Here is a 15,062-nt window from a genome sequence, read left to right as displayed (position 1 = left end):
GCGGGCTCACGGGGCGCCGCGGGGCTCCTCGCCCTGGAGCGTCTCCGTGAGGTCGTCGACGACGAGGAGGTCGGAGCGCACCTGACGGGCACGGAAGGACGCGCGCCCGACCATGTGCGAGGCGATGGGCGCCGTGACGCCCTGGAAGACCGCGACGAAGACGAGCAGGACCGCGACGGGGATGCTGCGCAACGACAGCGCGAGCCCGAGCAGCGCGAGACCGAGGCCGACGACCTGCGGCTTGGTGCCCGCGTGCATCCGGCTCAGCAGGTCGGGGAAGCGGAACATGCCGATCGCGGAGACGAGGGCGAAGAAGCACGCGAGGACGAAGCACACCGAGGCGAGGACGTCGAGGACCTGGGTCATCGCATCTCCCCTCGGGCCACGCCCTCCACGGGCGAGTCGTCGAGCGCCTCGCCCTCCGCGTCCCGGCCGTCGCCGGCCGGCTGCTCCTCGCCGTCGTCGTCCACGCTCGTCGGGTCGATGAAGCGGGCGACGCTCACCGAGCCGATGAAGCCGACGAGGGTGAGCACGACGAGCAGCACGAGGCTGTCGGTCGAGCGCACGACCGCGGCGTGCAGGCAGATGCCGATGATCGCGAAGGCGACCATGACGTCGAAGCTCACGGTCCGGTCGAGGACCGTCGGGCCGATGGTCATCCGGGCCAGCAGGAGCAGCAGCCCGACGCCGAGCATGGCGACGCAGATGCCGACGACGACGGTGCTCATGAGGGCTCCCGCGGGGTGATGGTCTGGCCGAAGGCCCGGATGAGCTGCTCCTCGGTGCGCAGCACGCGCTCGCGCTCGCGCTCGACCGCCTCGTCGTCGTCGACGCCGAGGGCGTGGATGAAGAGGCTGTGCGTCGAGCGCCGCGCCTCGACGACGACCGAGCCGGGGATGAGCGAGGTGACGATCGCGACGAGCGTGAGGATGAAGTCGGACTCGCTGCGCAGGTCGACCTCCATGACGGCGTTGCGCGGCGTCGTGCGCAGGCTGAGCACGTGCCGCGCGACGACGACGCTCGCGACGAGCGTCTGCCAGACGAAGCCGACGAGGAAGGTCGTCAGGGCCACCGGGTGCACCCGGCCGTCGATGCGCAGCGGCGGCAGCGGCAGGAGCACCTGCACGCCGACGGCGATGAGCAGCCCGGCGACGACGTTGTAGACGTTGAGCTCGCCCCACAGCGCCACCCACAGCGCCGTGAGGACGACGAGGAGGAAGGGGTTGACGCGCGTGCGCCGCGAGGGCGTCTTCGCAGAGGTGGCCACCGCGCCGTGGTCTCGGGTGCTCATCGCGACTCCACCGTCGGCAGGACCGCCTGGACGTAGTCCTGGGGGTCGAGCAGGTCGGCCGAGGCCCGGTCGGCAAGCCCGTACAGCGGCCCGCCGATGACGCTGAGCATGACGCTCGCGGCGACTAGGGCGACCGTCGCCCCCACCATCGAGCGCGGCAGCTGGTGGCTCGCGCCACGCAGCTCGCGCTCGTAGAGCGTCTCGTCGTCCTCGGTGTCGAAGGCCTCGGGCCCCGCCTCGGAGTCCTTGCGACGGCGCTCGTCGTCAGCCTCCTCGCGCTGGAGCGTGAAGGACTCGGCCTCGACGAGGGCGTCGGACTGCCACCGCCCGCTGGTGCCGACCGGGACCGAGGTCGTCTCGACCGCGTCGTCGGTGGTCTGCTCGTGCGCGACGATGGCGACCGCGAGCTCGTGCGCCTGGGCCGGGGTGCGCCAGAAGGCCAGGCTCCACGCCTTGGCGATGGCGTAGAGGGTGAGCAGCGAGGTGACGGCGCTCGCCGCGACGAGGACGTAGGCAAGCGGGGTGCCCGTCTCGACGCCGGCGCTCATCAGCCCGATCTTGCCGATGAAGCCCGACAGCGGCGGGATGCCCGCGAGGTTCATCGCCGGCACGAAGAAGAGCACCGCGATGAGCGGGGCGATCCGGGCGAGACCGCCGAGGCGCACGAGCGAGGTCGAGCCCGCCCGGCGCTCGAGCAGGCCGAGCACGAGGAAGAGCGCGGTCTGGATGGTGATGTGGTGCGCGACGTAGAAGACGGCGCCCGACACTCCCCCCTTCGTCGCCAGCGCGATGCCGAAGATCATGTAGCCGATGTGGCTGACGAGGGTGAAGGACAGCAGTCGCTTGAGGTCGCTCTGCGCGACGGCGCCGAGGATGCCGACGACCATCGTCAGCACCGCGACGACGAGGAGCAGGTCGGTGAGCGGGCGGTCGGGGAAGAGCAGCGTCTGCGTGCGCAGGATCGCGTAGACACCGACCTTCGTCAGCAGCCCCGCGAAGACCGCGGTGACCGGCGCGGGGGCCGTCGGGTAGCTGTCCGGCAGCCAGAAGCCGAGCGGGAACATCGCCGCCTTGACGCCGAAGGTCGTGAGGAGCAGCAGCTGCAGGGTGAGCGCGACGGGGTCGGGCAGCTGGGCGAGGCTCTCGTGGAGCCGGGCGAGGTTGACCGACCCGGTCGCCCCGTAGACCGCCGCGATGGAGATGAGGAAGAGCATCGAGCTGAGCATGTTGACGACGACGTAGATCGTCCCGGCGCGGATCCGGCTCTCGGTTCCGCCGAGGGTGAGCAGCACGTACGAGGCGAAGAGCAGCATCTCGAAGCTGACGAAGATGTTGAAGAGGTCGCCGGCGAGGAAGGCGTTGCTCACCCCGGCGACGAGCACGAGGAAGGTCGGGTGGTAGATCGAGACCGGCGCGCTCTCGTCGTCGTCGATCATGCCCTGGCCGATCGAGTACACGAGGACGGCGAGCGCGACCGAGCTGCTCACGAGGAGCATGAGGGTCGAGAGCCGGTCGGCGACGAGCGAGATGCCGAGCGGCGCCTCCCAGCCGCCGACCCAGACGGCCATCGTGCCGTGCTCGTCGACGGCCCAGAGCAGGTAGGCCGCGAGGGCGACGACGGCCACGAGTACCGCGACCGAGACCGCGCGCTGGGCCCGCGGCCGGTGCACGAGCACGAGCGTCAGGCCCGCGCCGAGCAGCGGCAGCAGGACGGGGACGGGGATCAGGGAATTCATCGGGTCTCCTGGGCGGTCGCGCGCGGACCGGCCCCGTCGTGGTCGGGCCCCTCGGGCTCGTCGCCCTCCTCGTCGAAGACCTCGAGGGCGTCGTCGGTCGTCTCGCCGGCGGCGAGGTCGTAGCCGTCGGACATCTGGTCCTCGTGGGCCAGTCGGCGGATCGCGGCGTCCTCGACGTCGTCCTTGACGTCGTCGTTGCCGCTCAGCTGCCAGCTGCGGTAGGCCATGGCGAGCAGGAAGGCGGTCGTGCCCAGGGTGATGACGATCGCGGTGAGCACGAAGGCCTGGGGCAGCGGGTCGGAGATCTCGGAGACGTCGTAGCGGTCGACGAGCGGGGGGCGTCCGCTCGGTCCGCTGACGACGAGGAAGCCGAGGTTGACGCCGTTGCTCAGCAGCACGAGCCCGACGAGGACGCGGGTCAGCGAGCGCTCGAGCATGAGGTAGACGCCGCAGCCGACGAGGATCATCGTCGCGAGGACGAGCGTGAGGTTGACGGTCATGCTGCGGCCTCCTCCTCTCGTTGGCGCTGCTCTCGTCGGATGTGCCGGTCGATGCCGGAGCCGAGCGAGCGCAGCAGGTCGAGCACGAGCCCGATGATGACGAGGAAGACCCCGATGTCGAAGAAGAGCGAGCTGACGAGCTTGACGTGGCCGAGGAGCGGGACGTCGGTCTCGAGCACGAAGGACTGGAGCACCTGGCCGCCGAAGGCGAGCGGCGACAGCGCCGAGATCGCGGCGACGAAGAGCCCGGCACCGAGGACGACACCGGCGTCGACCGGCATCGCCTCGTCGAGCTCGTAGCGGCCGCCGGCGAGGTAGCGCACGACGAGCGCGAGCCCGACGACGATGCCCCCGGCGAAGCCGCCGCCGGGGTTGTTGTGCCCGGCGAAGAGCAGGTAGACCCCGATGAGGAGCATCGGGTGGAAGATCAGCCGGGTGACGACCTCGAAGAGGATCGAGCGGTTCTCCGGCGCGAGGGTGCGCGGGGCCGGCAGCCACGCGCGGCGGCCGGGCTGGCTCGGCAGCTTCTTCACCCCCTTCGGGTAGGGGATGTCGGCGACCCGTCGGATGCCCGCGCTGCGGGTGTCGATGAAGAGCAGCGAGGCGACGCCGGTAGCGGCGACGAGGAGCACCGAGATCTCGCCGAAGGTGTCCCACGCGCGCACGTCGACGAGGGTGACGTTGACGACGTTGTAGCCCGCGCCGAAGTCGATGGCGCCCGCGACGAGCTCGGGGGTGAGCGGGGCCTGGGTGCGGTACATCGTCGCGGCGGTGAGGATCGCGCCGACGACGACGGCGACCGCGGTGGCCAGCGCCATCCGCCAGTAGCGCGTGCGCGTCAGCGGGCGGTCGGTGAAGTGCTGCGGCAGACGGCGCAGGACGAGGACGAAGACGACGAGGCTGATCGTCTCGACGAGCACCTGGGTCAGGGCGAGGTCGACCGCGCCGTGCAGGAGGAAGAGCAGGGCGCAGCCGTACCCGGTGACGCTCACGAGGATGACGGCGCGCAGACGACGACGAGAGCGGGTCGTCACGAGCGCCGCGAGGACGATGACGAGGGCGACGAGCAGCTGCGCCGGGGTGTCGTAGGCGATGACCCCGCCGCCCTGCTCGACGGTCCACACGACGGTGCCGGGCACCGCGACGACGACGACGAGGGCGACGGCGAGGTAGATCGCCACCGAGCCCCGCTGGGCCAGACCGGTCGTCTCGACCGCGGCCCGCTCGAGACCGCGGATCGACCAGCCGTACGCGCGCTCGGCGCTCCAGCCGAAGGACAGCGCGCCCTGCAGCTGGCCGAAGGTCTTGCGCCCGAGGAAGAGCAGGACGCCCCCGAGGGTCGCGAGGACCGACAGCAGGAGCGGTCCCCCGACGCCGTGCCACAGGGCCAGCTCCTCGGGGTGCAGGGCCGGCTCGAGCTGCTCGGCGTAGGGCCAGATGTGCTCGCTGAGCACCGCGCCGCTGAAGCCGAGACCGAGGCTGAGCAGGGCGAGGACGCCCGGGACGGCCCAGTAGCGCGGCGAGACGTGGGTGCAGGGCGTGTCCTCGTCGGCCGGGCCACGGCCCCAGAAGGCGCCGTGCAGGAAGCGCAGGGTGTACGCGACGGTGAGCACCGTGCCAAGGACGAGGGCGACGACGACGGCCCACCCGGCCCACCCGCGAAGGGGGGTCCCGTCCCCTTCGGTCGCGACGGCGAGCAGCGCCGCCCAGATGCTCTCCTTGCCGATGAAGCCGATGAGCGGGGGCAGCCCGGCCATCGACATGCTCGCGAGCACCGCGAAGGCGAAGACGAGCGGCATGCGGTGCCGCAGCCCGTGCAGCTTGCGGATGTCGCGGGTGCCGGCGTGCTTGTCGATGATGCCGACGACGAGGAAGAGCGTGGCCTTGAAGAGCGCGTGCGCGAGCACCATCGCCATGCCGGCGAAGGCGGTCATCTGCGAGCCGACCCCGAGGACGGTGAGCAGGAAGCCGAGCTGGGAGACCGTGCCGTAGGCGAGGAGCAGCTTGATGTCGTACTGGCGAAGGGAGCGCCACCCGCCGATGAGCATCGTCAGGGCGCCCAGGGGCAGGAGCAGCTCGCGCCAGCCCGGGACGTCGGCGAAGGCGGGGACGAGCAGCGCGACGAGGAAGACGCCGGCCTTGACCATCGCGGCGGCGTGGAGGTAGGCGCTCACCGGGGTCGGCGCGGCCATCGCCCCGGGCAGCCAGAAGTGGAAGGGGAAGAGCGCCGACTTGCTCAGCGCGCCGAGGAGGAGCAGCACGACCGCCGCGGACAGGGCGCCGGAGCTGGCCGGTGGCGAGGCGAGGATCCCGCTGATCGAGTAGGTGCCCGCCAGGCCGCCGAGGACGAGGATGCCGACGAGCATCGCGAGCCCGCCGAGGGTCGTGACGACGAGGGCGGTCGTCGCGGCGGCGCGCGCCGAGCGCTTGGCCGGGTCGAAGCCGATGAGCAAGAAGCTGAAGACCGTCGTCAGCTCCCAGAAGACGTAGGTGATGAGCAGGTTGTCGGCCCACACCAGACCGAGCATCGCGCCGGCGAAGGCGACGAGCGTGCCGGCGAGCAGACCGCGCCCGGCCTCCCCCTCGCCGAAGTAGGCGGCGCAGTACGCGAGGACCAGGGCCCCCACCCCGGCGACGACAAGGGTCATCAACCACTGGAGCGGCCCCATGACGAGGGTGACGCTCATGTCGAGGGCCGGGACCCACGTCAGCTGCTGGGTGACCTCCCCGCGCATCGCGGCGTCGGTCTGGGCCAGGGCCCACACCGTCGTGGCGGCCGGTCCGAGGGCCAGCACGTAGAACGCGCGACTCCCCATCCGGCCGATGAGCACGGGCGCCAGCACGGCGAGGACGACGTGCGCGGCGAGAAGGGGGAGCAGAAGGGGCCTCCGGCTGTCGTGCAGATGCAAGCATCGGCGGTCGGTGGGTCAGCCCAAGTTTACGTCAGGGACGACGGCGCCCCGTCGGCCGTGGGAGCCGACGGGGCGTCGAGGTCTCCTGGGGGCCGCGCGGCGGCGCCTCAGAGGTTGCCGCGCTTGTCCTGCTCGCGCTCGATGGACTCGAAGAGCGCCTTGAAGTTGCCCTTGCCGAAGCCGAGCGAGCCGTGGCGCTCGATGATCTCGAAGAAGACCGTCGGGCGGTCGCCGAGCGGCTTGGTGAAGATCTGCAGCAGGTAGCCGTCCTCGTCGCGGTCGACGAGGATGCCGCGCGCCTTGAGCTCTTCGATGGGGACGCGGACCTCGCCGATGCGTGCCCGCATCTGCGGGTCGTCGTAGTACGCGTCCGGGGTGTCGAGGAACTCCACGCCCTCGGTGCGCAGCTCGTCGACCGTGCGCAGGATGTCGTTCGTCGCCAGGGCGAGGTGCTGGGCACCGGGACCGGCGTAGAAGTCGAGGTACTCGTCGATCTGGCTGCGCTTCTTGGCGATGGCCGGCTCGTTGAGGGGGAACTTCACGCGGTGGTTGCCGTTGGCGACGACCTTGCTCATGAGCGCCGAGTACTCGGTGGCGATGTCGTCGCCGATGAACTCGGCCATGTTCACGAAGCCCATGACCCGGTTGTAGAAGCCGACCCACTCGTCCATCCGGCCGAGCTCGACGTTGCCGACGATGTGGTCGAGGGCCTGGAAGAGGCGCTTCGGGGCGCCGTCGCGCTTGACGAAGCCGGAGGTCCTCGCGACGTACCCGGGCAGGTACGGGCCGGCGTAGGTCTGGCCGTCGACGACGCGCTGCACGAGGGTGTGGCGGGTCTCGCCGTACGTGGCGATGGCGGCGACGCGGATCGCGCCGTGCTCGTCGGTGACGGTCTCCGGCTCCTGGAGCACGGTCGCCCCGGCGGCCTTGGCCTGGGCGATGCACCGGTCGACGTCGGGCACCTCGAGCGAGATGTCGACGACGCCGTCGCCGTGCGTCGCGTGGTGGGCGATGAGCGGGCTGTCGGGGCTCACGGCGCCCTTGACGACGAAGCGGATCGAGCCGGACTTCAGGACGAAGGCCTTGTGGTCGCGGTTGCCGTTCTCCGGGCCGGAGTAGGCGACGAGCTCCATGCCCCACGCGGACTGGTAGTAGTGCGCCGTCTGGGTCGCGTTGCCGACGACGAAGACGATGGCGTCCCACCCGGTCACCGGGAAGGGGTCGGTGCTCTCGTCGTACTCGACGAGACCGACGAGCTGCTTGAGCTGGTCGAGGTCCAGGTCGGCCTGGCGCTCCTGCTCGGTGAGGTCGAGGGGCGGGGTCGACGTCGCTGTCGTGTCAGTCATGAGCCGAGGGTCCAACCGACATGCAGTCTGCGCAAGGGAAGCATCCGACACTGGACAGGCTGTCCAGGACCTTGCGGCATACATCGGCACGCGAGCACAATGTGACCATGGCCAGACCCGACGGCATCGACGAGCTCGACGCACGCCTGCTCGACCTGCTGACGCAGCAGCCGCAGATCGGCGTGCTCGGCGCCTCGCGCGAGCTCGGGGTCGCCCGCGGCACCGTGCAGGCACGTCTGGACCGGTTGCAGACGACCGGGGTCATCGCCTCGCTCGCGCCTCAGGTCGACCCGGAGGCGCTCGGCTTCCCCGTCACCGCCTTCTGCACCCTCGAGATCAACCAGCGCCAGGGTCACGGGCCCGTCGTCGCGCACCTCAGCGGGCTGCCGCAGGTCCTCGAGATCCACTCGACGACCGGTGACGGCGACCTCATCGTGCGGGTCGTGGCGCGCGACAACGCCGATCTCGGCCGCGTCATCGACGAGATGATCGACGACGTCCACGTCATCCGGGCGAGCACCGCGATCGCGCTCGTCACCCACCTGCCGATGCGCACCGGCCCCCTCGTCCACCGGGCCGCCGGTCTCGTGTGAGCCTGGCCCGCACGAGCCGCTAGGACGCGAGCAGGTCGCCCAGCACGAAGGCAGCCCAGATCGACCCGACGACGAGCAGCCCGCCGAGCACGGAGACCGCCATCCCCCGCGCCCCGTCGGTGCGGCGGCGGCGCTGGCCGCCGACGACGACGAGCGCCGCTCCCACCAGGTCCATCGGCACGGCGACGAGCCACGCCCAGGTCCCCGTCGCCACGGCACCGGCGGTGAAGGCCGTCGCCAGCAGGACCGCGATGACGACGAGGGCGACCTGGGTGACGGCGATCTTCGCCTCGAGCACGCTCACCGACGGCCGACGAACCAGCGCCGGATGGTCTCGATCCGCTCGGTGACCTGCTCGCTCGTCGCCGTGGCCAGCTCCGGCCCGCCGCACGCCCGGCGCAGGTCCATGTGGACGTTCGCGTGGGCGACGGACTTCTTGGTCGCGTAGGCCGAGACGAGCGAGTTGAGCTCCTTGCGCTGGCTGGCCAGCGCCCGGTGCGCCGAGACCGTCTGCGGCTCGGCCGGGCGCTTCCGACCGGTCTTCGCGGACTGCTTGCTCTGCCGCTCCGAGAGCAGTGCGTGCACCTGGTCGGGCTCGAGCAGACCGGGCAGGCCGAGGTAGTCCTGCTCGTCGTCGGAGCCGACGTCGGCGTGCAGGCCCCACTGCTTGCTGTCGTAGAGCACGTGGTCGAAGTGGGCGTCGGACTCGAGCGCCTCGAAGCTGCCGAGCAGGTCGTCGCTCGCGCCCTCGTCGCGGTTGGCCTCCTCGAGCAGGCCCTCCTCCTCGGACCAGATCTGCTCCTCGCCGGCCTCGGGCTCGGGGCGGTCGAGGGCGTGGTCGCGCTCGACCTCCATCGTCCCGGCGTGGGCGAGGATCACCGGCACGCTCGGCAGGAAGACCGAGGCGGTCTCGCCGCGCTTGCGCGCCCGCACGAAGCGCCCGACGGCCTGGGCGAAGTACAGCGGCGTCGAGGTCGACGTCGCGTAGACCCCGACGCACAGGCGCGGGACGTCCACCCCTTCGGACACCATGCGCACGGCGACCATCCACCGCGAGCTGCTCGCGGCGAAGGTCTCGATGCGTGCCGAGCTGCCCGGGTCGTCGGAGAGCACGACGGTGGGCTTCTCGCCGGTGATCGACTCGAGGATGCGCGCGTAGGCGCGGGCCTGGGTCTGGTTGCTCGCGATGACGAGCCCCCCGGCGTCCTCGACGTGCCGACGCACCTCGGTGAGCCGCTTGTCGGCGGCCGAGAGGACCGAGGGGACCCACTCCCCCTTCGGGTCGAGCGCGGTGCGCCAGGCCTGCGCCGCGAGGTCCTTGGTCATCGGCTCGCCGAGACGGGCCGCGACCTCGTCGCCCGCGCGGGTGCGCCAGCGCATGCCGCCGCCGTAGGCCATGAAGAGCACGGGGCGCACGACGTGGTCGGCGAGCGCCTGGGCGTAGCCGTAGGTGTAGTCGGCCGAGGAGCGCAGGATCCCGTCGTCGCCGTACTCGTAGGTGACGAAGGGGATGGAGTTGGTGTCGGAGCGGAAGGGCGTGCCGGTGAGGGCGAGGCGGCGGGTGGCCGGCTCGAAGGCCTCGCGGATCGCGCTGCCCCACGACTTGTTGTCGCCGCCGTGGTGGATCTCGTCGAGGATGACGAAGGTGCGCCGCGACCTCGTGCGGGCCTCGTGGACCGAGGCGCGCGAGGCGACCTGGGCGTAGGTGACGGCGACGCCGTCGTAGTCGCTGCTCGTCGAGCCGACGGAGTTCGAGAACTTCGGGTCGAGGTGGATGCCCACGCGGGCCGCGGCGTCGGCCCACTGCGTCTTGAGGTGCTCGGTGGGCGCGACGACCGTCACCGCCTCGATCTCGCCGCGGGTCAGCAGCTCGGCGGCGACCCGCAGGGCGAAGGTCGTCTTGCCCGCTCCCGGGGTCGCGACGGCGAGGAAGTCGCGCGCGCCGCTGCCGAGGTACTTCTCCAGCGCCTCGGCCTGCCAGGCCCGCAGCGCGCCGGCGGTCCCCCATGCTGCCCGCTCCGGGAAGGCGGGGGGCAGGTTCGACGCGGCGTGCTGGCTCATGACGCCGACCAGGGTAAGCCGCCGCACCGACTGCGACGAAAGCGTGCCCGGCGAGACCGCCGACGGCACGGCGGGACGGCACGACGAAGGGGGCGCCGCGCGACCTCGTGCGACGCCCCCTTCGTCGGGGTCGGGTCAGCTCGCCCGGTAGGTCACCCACTGGTTCTGCATGCGGGTCACCTGGTTGGCGGTGAAGTGGTCCATGCACGCGTCGTCGGAGTAGTCCATGAAGTTGCGGATCGGGTCGAGACCGGGCTTGGCCGGGCAGGTGTCGGCGCCGGTCGGGCAGCCGGAGGCCGGCTGGGCCTCGGCGGGGGTATCGGCGACGTAGTCGCCGTCCTGGCAGCCGCCCTGGAAGGTGTGGTAGAGCCCGAGCCAGTGGCCGACCTCGTGGGTGCCGGTGTCACCGAGGTTGTACGGCGCGGCGTTGCCGCCGGGGACCGAGCCGTCGAGGATGACGACGCCGTCGTTGCTGCCGATGTTGCGGGTGGGGAAGGTCGCCCAGCCGAGCAGACCGCCGGCGAGGTCGGCGCTGTAGACGTTGAGGGCGTTCTTGCCGCCCTTGCGCAGGGCGCTCTTCATCTGCGACTCGGCGGTCGAGCCGTGGTCGAGGCCGTTGTACCAGGTGGAGTTCACCGTGGTGTCCGTGCCGGCCAGGGTGAAGGAGAAGCCCGAGCCCGCGTAGGCGTCGTTGAGGACCTTGACCTGCGAGCTGATCTGGGTCGAGGTGAGCTTGCCGTTCGTCCCGTCGGTGATGACGTGGAAGTACACGGGGATGTTCGTCGAGGCGAACTGCGCCGTACCGGGCTTGCCCTTCGCGGCGACCTTGCCGGTCGGGCTGAGCCGCAGGCCCTTGTCGACGAGGGCGTCCTGGAAGGCGTCCTCGCGGATGTCGACCTGCGCCTGGCTCAGGGTGTGCGGGTCCTTGACCTTGCCGCCCTTGCCGGTGCTGCGGGCGGTCGCGGAGACCTCCTCGTCGCAGTGCTCGTCGGCGTGCGAGGCCGAGACGCGGGAGGCGCCCGCGTCGGCGGCGTCAGCGCCGGCGAGGGCGGGCAGAGCGGGGGCGGACCCGGTGAGGGCCAGGGCGAGCAGGGCGGGGGCGACAAGGGCGCGCGTGGACTTCACAGGCTCTCCATCAGGGGTGACGGGCCGGGTGTGTCCCGGCCGTTACCTCGGACGCTAGGAGCCCGATGGTCAGGGCGGCACCCCGTCTGCACCCAGGAGTTGGCAAAGGTTCGGCCAAGCGCTCCCGGGTGCGAGAGGGGTCAGTCCTCGCCGTCCTGGGGGTCGCGCAGGCCCTGGTAGATCTCCTTGCAGATCGGGCACACCGGGAACTTGTCGGGGTTGCGACCGGGGATCCACTTCTTGCCGCACAGGGCCGTCACGGGCTCGCCGGACAGCGCCGACTCGAGGATCTTCTCCTTGCGCACGTAGTGCGAGAATCGCTCGTGGTCGCCCGGCTCCTGCAGCTGCGGGGTGACCTCCGTGCGCTCGAGCAACCCGGTGGAGGTCCCCGGAGAGGTGGGGTCGGCGTCGGGCCCGCTCGGGGGCAGTGGCTCGCTCATGGGGGCGAGTCTAGGACGCGGCGCGAAGGGGGTCAGCCCCGCGTCAGTTCTGGGTCGGGTCCTCGGGGTAGGTCGAGACCCAGGCCATGACGCCGCGCTGACGACGCAGGACCCGACGCCACAGCGTCGCCGGGTCCGCGTCGAAGATGTCGCCGATCTCGGCGTCGCAGACGAACCAGCCGCCCCGCTCGATCTCACCGGCGAGCTGCGGGGCGGTCCACCCCGAGTACCCGGCGAAGATCCGCAGCGCGCTGATCGCGGGCCACACGCTCTCCTGCGGGGCGTCGAGGTCGACCAGGCCGATCCCGCCGAAGAGGCGCTTGACCCCCGCAGGGGGCTCCCCGTCGCCGGGGACCCCGACGAGCCCAACCGCCGAGTCCGTCTGGACGGGCCCGCCCTGGAAGACCTTCTGCGGCTCGCTCGCGCCGTCCTGCCACCCTGGCAGGACGGCGTCGATCGGCGCCTGGACGGGCTTGTTGATGACGACGCCCTCGGCGGACTGCTCGTCATGGGCCAGCACGAGCACGATGCTGCGGTCGAAGACCCCGTCGGTGATCTCAGGGGTGCTCACGAGCAGACGTCCGGCCAGGCTGTCCATGCCTACATCATCACCCGTGACGCGGCCCGCGGCGCTGGCCGCCGCCCCGGTACTGCCCACCGGTGCGCGCACCGCGCGGGCCGCCGGTGCCACCGTGGCGCCGTGCGGGCCGGGGGTCCAGCAGCTTGCGGAAGTCGGCCTCGTCGATCGGCACACCGCTGACGGGCGCCGCGCCGGCGGCCTCGAGGACCTCGTCACCGGGGGCCGCCTTGACCGGACGGGCCTCGAGACCGGCGTCGGTCGCCATGCGCTCCATCATCTTGCGCTGGTGCGGCAGGGCGAGGGTGACGACGGTGCCGCGCTCACCGGCGCGGGCGGTGCGGCCCGCGCGGTGGAGGTAGTCCTTGTGGTCCGCGGGCGGGTCCGCCTGCAGGACGACCGAGACGTCGTCGACGTGGATGCCGCGGGCAGCGACGTCGGTGGCGACGAGCACGGGGATCCGACCGGTGCGGAAGGCCCCGAGCACCTTGTTGCGGGCGCCCTGGGTCAGACCGCCGTGGAGGGCCGCGGCGCGGACACCGGACTCGCGCAGCTGGAGGGCGACGCGGTCGGCACCGAGCTTGGTGCGGCAGAAGACGACGGTGCGGCCCTCGCGGTTGGCCACCTCCGCGGTGATGACCTTCTTGTGCTGCGGGTCGATGACGAGGATGTGGTGCTCCATCGTGTCGACCGACGCGGTGGCGTCGTTCGTCGAGTGGGTCACCGGGTCGACGAGGTAGCGCTGGACCAGGGTGTCGACGCCCTTGTCGAGCGTCGCCGAGAAGAGCAGGCGCTGCCCGCCCTCGGGGACCTCGTCGAGGACGCGGGTCACGGCCGGGACGAAGCCCATGTCAGCCATGTGGTCGGCCTCGTCGAGGATCGTCACCTCGATGGAGTCGAGGATGACGGCCTCGCGGTCGAGCAGGTCGACGAGACGGCCCGGGGTCGCGATGAGCAGGTCGACGCCCTTGTCGAGCGCGGCGATCTGACCCGTGTAGGACAGGCCACCGGCGACGAGCTTGTGACGCAGCCCGGCGACGTGCACGAGCGGCTCGAGCGAGTCGCTCACCTGCATCGCGAGCTCACGCGTCGGCACGAGGACGAGGGCACGGGGGCGGCGGGGCTTCGAGCGCTCGCCGGAGAGGCGGGCGATCGTCGGCAGGCCGAAGGCGAGCGTCTTGCCCGACCCGGTCTGGCCACGGCCGAGGACGTCCTTGCCGGCCAGGGCGTCGGGGATCGTCGCCTCCTGGATCGGGAAGGGGCTCGAGATGCCCTCGCGGGCGAGTCGCTCGACGAGGCGCTCGGGCAGGCCGAGCGCGGCGAAGCCGTTGTCCTCGGCGACCGTCACGGGCTCGGTGGTCGTCGTGCGAGCCGCCGAGACCCAGCTGTCGGCCTCCATCCGCTCCGCCTCGGCGTCCTGGTGGTGGTCCTGCGAGGTCTGCTCGCGGTCGAAGCGGGGACGGTAGCCCTGGCGCTCGTCGCGGGGACCGCGACGGAAGCCCTCGCGGGACCCACCCCGGCGGTCGTCGGAGCGGAAGCCGCCGTCACGGCGGTCGTCGCCGCGGAAGCCACCACGGCGGTCGTCACTACGACGGTCGTCGGAGCGGAAGCCACCACGACGGTCATCAGTACGACGGTCATCCGAGCGGAAACCGCCAGCACGACGGTCGTCACTACGACGGTCATCGCTGCGGAAGCCACCGCGACGGTCATCGATACGACGGTCGTCGCTGCGGAAGCCACCGCGACGGTCATCGGTACGACGGTCGTCGCTGCGGAAGCCACCACGGCGGTCATCGCTGCGACGGTCGTCCGAGCGAAAACCACCACCACGGCGGTCATCGCCGCGGAAGCCGCCGTCACGACGGTCGTCGCTGCGGAAGCCACCACGGCGGTCATCAGTGCGACGGTCGTCGGAGCGGAAGCCACCACGACGGTCGTCGCTGCGACGGTCGTCGCTGCGGAAGCCACCACGACGGTCGTCGCTACGACGGTCGTCGCCGCGGAAACCGCCACCACGACGGTCGTCGGAGCGGAAGCCACCGGGGCGGGTGTCCTCGCGGCGCTCCCAGCGACGCTGGCCCTGGTCCTCGGCGCCGTCCTTGCGGACGCGACGCGGGCGGTCCTCGGCGGCGCGCACCGGACGCTTGGCGCCGCGAGGGGCGTCGTCGGCCGGCTTCTGGCCGCGGTGGTAGGGCTTCTTCGGCCCCTTCGTGCTGGCAGCAGCCTTCTCGGCAGCGCTCCAGCGGGCCTTCTTGTTCGGGTTCTTCGCGGGCATGTCAACATCACCTTCTGGCTCGAGCAGACACGTCTCGAGCCACCGCGAAGGGGTGACCGCACCAGACGAGTCTCAGGCGCTCTACGGCGCCCATGGACCGGGCGGCATCCGTGCGGCCCGGCGGTCGTCACGGGTGAGGGATCATCAGCGACCGGGAGCGATCGCGGGGCGCATCAGTGCGCAGTCCGTGGACGACGAAGGTA

The 15,062-nt window shown here is 71.7% G+C and carries 14 protein-coding genes; 1 reads left to right on the top strand and 13 read right to left on the bottom strand.

Features of this window, described 5'->3' with window-relative positions; genetic code table 11:
- Positions 1-6 precede the first annotated feature (6 nt).
- The 7 genes from mnhG to hppD all read right to left on the bottom strand — a co-directional run bounded on the left by mnhG (position 7) and on the right by hppD (position 7,785).
- Entirely contained in the window at positions 7-366 is a 360-nt protein-coding gene (gene mnhG / locus ABIB53_RS07780; protein ID WP_068273640.1) for a monovalent cation/H(+) antiporter subunit G, read from the bottom strand.
- Positions 363-728 carry an MrpF/PhaF family protein gene (locus ABIB53_RS07775; protein ID WP_068273638.1) on the bottom strand — a complete coding sequence of 122 codons (366 nt, stop codon included), beginning with the start codon at positions 726-728 and terminating at the stop codon, positions 363-365. The genes mnhG and ABIB53_RS07775 overlap by 4 nt, the downstream gene beginning before the upstream one ends.
- Positions 725-1,291: a Na+/H+ antiporter subunit E gene (locus tag ABIB53_RS07770; protein ID WP_191563042.1), complete on the bottom strand. Its 567-nt coding sequence runs from the start codon at positions 1,289-1,291 to the stop codon at positions 725-727. Before ABIB53_RS07770 ends, ABIB53_RS07775 begins: the two co-directional genes overlap by 4 nt.
- Entirely contained in the window at positions 1,288-3,027 is a 1,740-nt protein-coding gene (locus ABIB53_RS07765; protein WP_354587748.1) for a Na+/H+ antiporter subunit D, read from the bottom strand. The genes ABIB53_RS07770 and ABIB53_RS07765 overlap by 4 nt, the downstream gene beginning before the upstream one ends.
- Positions 3,024-3,527, bottom strand: a complete 504-nt coding sequence (locus ABIB53_RS07760; RefSeq protein ID WP_068273633.1) for a Na(+)/H(+) antiporter subunit C — start codon at positions 3,525-3,527, stop codon at positions 3,024-3,026. The genes ABIB53_RS07765 and ABIB53_RS07760 overlap by 4 nt, the downstream gene beginning before the upstream one ends.
- Positions 3,524-6,436 carry a Na+/H+ antiporter subunit A gene (locus tag ABIB53_RS07755; RefSeq protein ID WP_229300761.1) on the bottom strand — a complete coding sequence of 971 codons (2,913 nt, stop codon included), beginning with the start codon at positions 6,434-6,436 and terminating at the stop codon, positions 3,524-3,526. Before ABIB53_RS07755 ends, ABIB53_RS07760 begins: the two co-directional genes overlap by 4 nt.
- Before the next feature lie 110 nt (positions 6,437-6,546).
- Positions 6,547-7,785, bottom strand: coding sequence for a 4-hydroxyphenylpyruvate dioxygenase (hppD, locus tag ABIB53_RS07750; RefSeq protein WP_354587746.1), 1,239 nt, complete (start codon positions 7,783-7,785; stop codon positions 6,547-6,549).
- Between the two features lie 107 nt (positions 7,786-7,892).
- Between hppD and ABIB53_RS07745 the strand changes: the two genes are divergently transcribed.
- Positions 7,893-8,378, top strand: a complete 486-nt coding sequence (locus tag ABIB53_RS07745; RefSeq protein ID WP_123091026.1) for an Lrp/AsnC family transcriptional regulator — start codon at positions 7,893-7,895, stop codon at positions 8,376-8,378.
- A 19-nt stretch (positions 8,379-8,397) separates the two neighbouring features.
- Here ABIB53_RS07745 and ABIB53_RS07740 read toward each other — a convergent pair whose 3' ends face one another.
- The 6 genes from ABIB53_RS07740 to ABIB53_RS07715 all read right to left on the bottom strand — a co-directional run bounded on the left by ABIB53_RS07740 (position 8,398) and on the right by ABIB53_RS07715 (position 14,859).
- On the bottom strand, positions 8,398-8,682 hold the full coding sequence (locus ABIB53_RS07740) for a hypothetical protein (protein ID WP_123091027.1): 285 nt from the start codon (positions 8,680-8,682) through the stop codon (positions 8,398-8,400).
- Positions 8,679-10,439, bottom strand: a complete 1,761-nt coding sequence (locus ABIB53_RS07735; RefSeq protein ID WP_354587744.1) for a DEAD/DEAH box helicase — start codon at positions 10,437-10,439, stop codon at positions 8,679-8,681. The genes ABIB53_RS07740 and ABIB53_RS07735 overlap by 4 nt, the downstream gene beginning before the upstream one ends.
- 135 nt (positions 10,440-10,574) lie before the next feature.
- Positions 10,575-11,564, bottom strand: a complete 990-nt coding sequence (locus ABIB53_RS07730; RefSeq protein ID WP_229300758.1) for a zinc metalloprotease — start codon at positions 11,562-11,564, stop codon at positions 10,575-10,577.
- Between the two features lie 140 nt (positions 11,565-11,704).
- Positions 11,705-12,004, bottom strand: coding sequence for a DUF3039 domain-containing protein (locus tag ABIB53_RS07725; protein ID WP_068273618.1), 300 nt, complete (start codon positions 12,002-12,004; stop codon positions 11,705-11,707).
- Positions 12,005-12,047: 43 nt separating this feature from the next.
- Complete coding sequence (locus ABIB53_RS07720) at positions 12,048-12,602, bottom strand: YqgE/AlgH family protein (RefSeq protein ID WP_354587743.1); 555 nt, start codon at positions 12,600-12,602, stop codon at positions 12,048-12,050.
- 10 nt (positions 12,603-12,612) lie between these two features.
- Entirely contained in the window at positions 12,613-14,859 is a 2,247-nt protein-coding gene (locus ABIB53_RS07715) for a DEAD/DEAH box helicase (RefSeq protein WP_354587741.1), read from the bottom strand.
- Positions 14,860-15,062: the final 203 nt, after the last annotated feature.

It is taken from the genome of Janibacter sp. UYMM211 (genome assembly GCF_040547045.1).
Lineage (GTDB): Bacteria > Actinomycetota > Actinomycetes > Actinomycetales > Dermatophilaceae > Marihabitans > Marihabitans melonis.
The sequence above is the reverse complement of the archived record's forward strand: the minus strand, read 5'-3'. Positions and strand labels throughout refer to the sequence as shown.

What these genes read in the sequence shown, in the direction of transcription:
- ABIB53_RS07725 (WP_068273618.1), bottom strand. Translation starts at nt 12,004, where the DNA reads ATGAGCGAGCCACTGCCCCCGAGCGGGCCCGACGCCGACCCCACCTCT.
- ABIB53_RS07720 (WP_354587743.1), bottom strand. Translation starts at nt 12,602, where the DNA reads ATGGACAGCCTGGCCGGACGTCTGCTCGTGAGCACCCCTGAGATCACC.
- ABIB53_RS07735 (WP_354587744.1), bottom strand. Translation starts at nt 10,439, where the DNA reads ATGAGCCAGCACGCCGCGTCGAACCTGCCCCCCGCCTTCCCGGAGCGG.
- ABIB53_RS07715 (WP_354587741.1), bottom strand. Translation starts at nt 14,859, where the DNA reads ATGCCCGCGAAGAACCCGAACAAGAAGGCCCGCTGGAGCGCTGCCGAG.
- mnhG (WP_068273640.1), bottom strand. Translation starts at nt 366, where the DNA reads ATGACCCAGGTCCTCGACGTCCTCGCCTCGGTGTGCTTCGTCCTCGCG.
- ABIB53_RS07775 (WP_068273638.1), bottom strand. Translation starts at nt 728, where the DNA reads ATGAGCACCGTCGTCGTCGGCATCTGCGTCGCCATGCTCGGCGTCGGG.
- ABIB53_RS07765 (WP_354587748.1), bottom strand. Translation starts at nt 3,027, where the DNA reads ATGAATTCCCTGATCCCCGTCCCCGTCCTGCTGCCGCTGCTCGGCGCG.
- hppD (WP_354587746.1), bottom strand. Translation starts at nt 7,785, where the DNA reads ATGACTGACACGACAGCGACGTCGACCCCGCCCCTCGACCTCACCGAG.
- ABIB53_RS07745 (WP_123091026.1), top strand. Translation starts at nt 7,893, where the DNA reads ATGGCCAGACCCGACGGCATCGACGAGCTCGACGCACGCCTGCTCGAC.
- ABIB53_RS07770 (WP_191563042.1), bottom strand. Translation starts at nt 1,291, where the DNA reads ATGAGCACCCGAGACCACGGCGCGGTGGCCACCTCTGCGAAGACGCCC.
- ABIB53_RS07760 (WP_068273633.1), bottom strand. Translation starts at nt 3,527, where the DNA reads ATGACCGTCAACCTCACGCTCGTCCTCGCGACGATGATCCTCGTCGGC.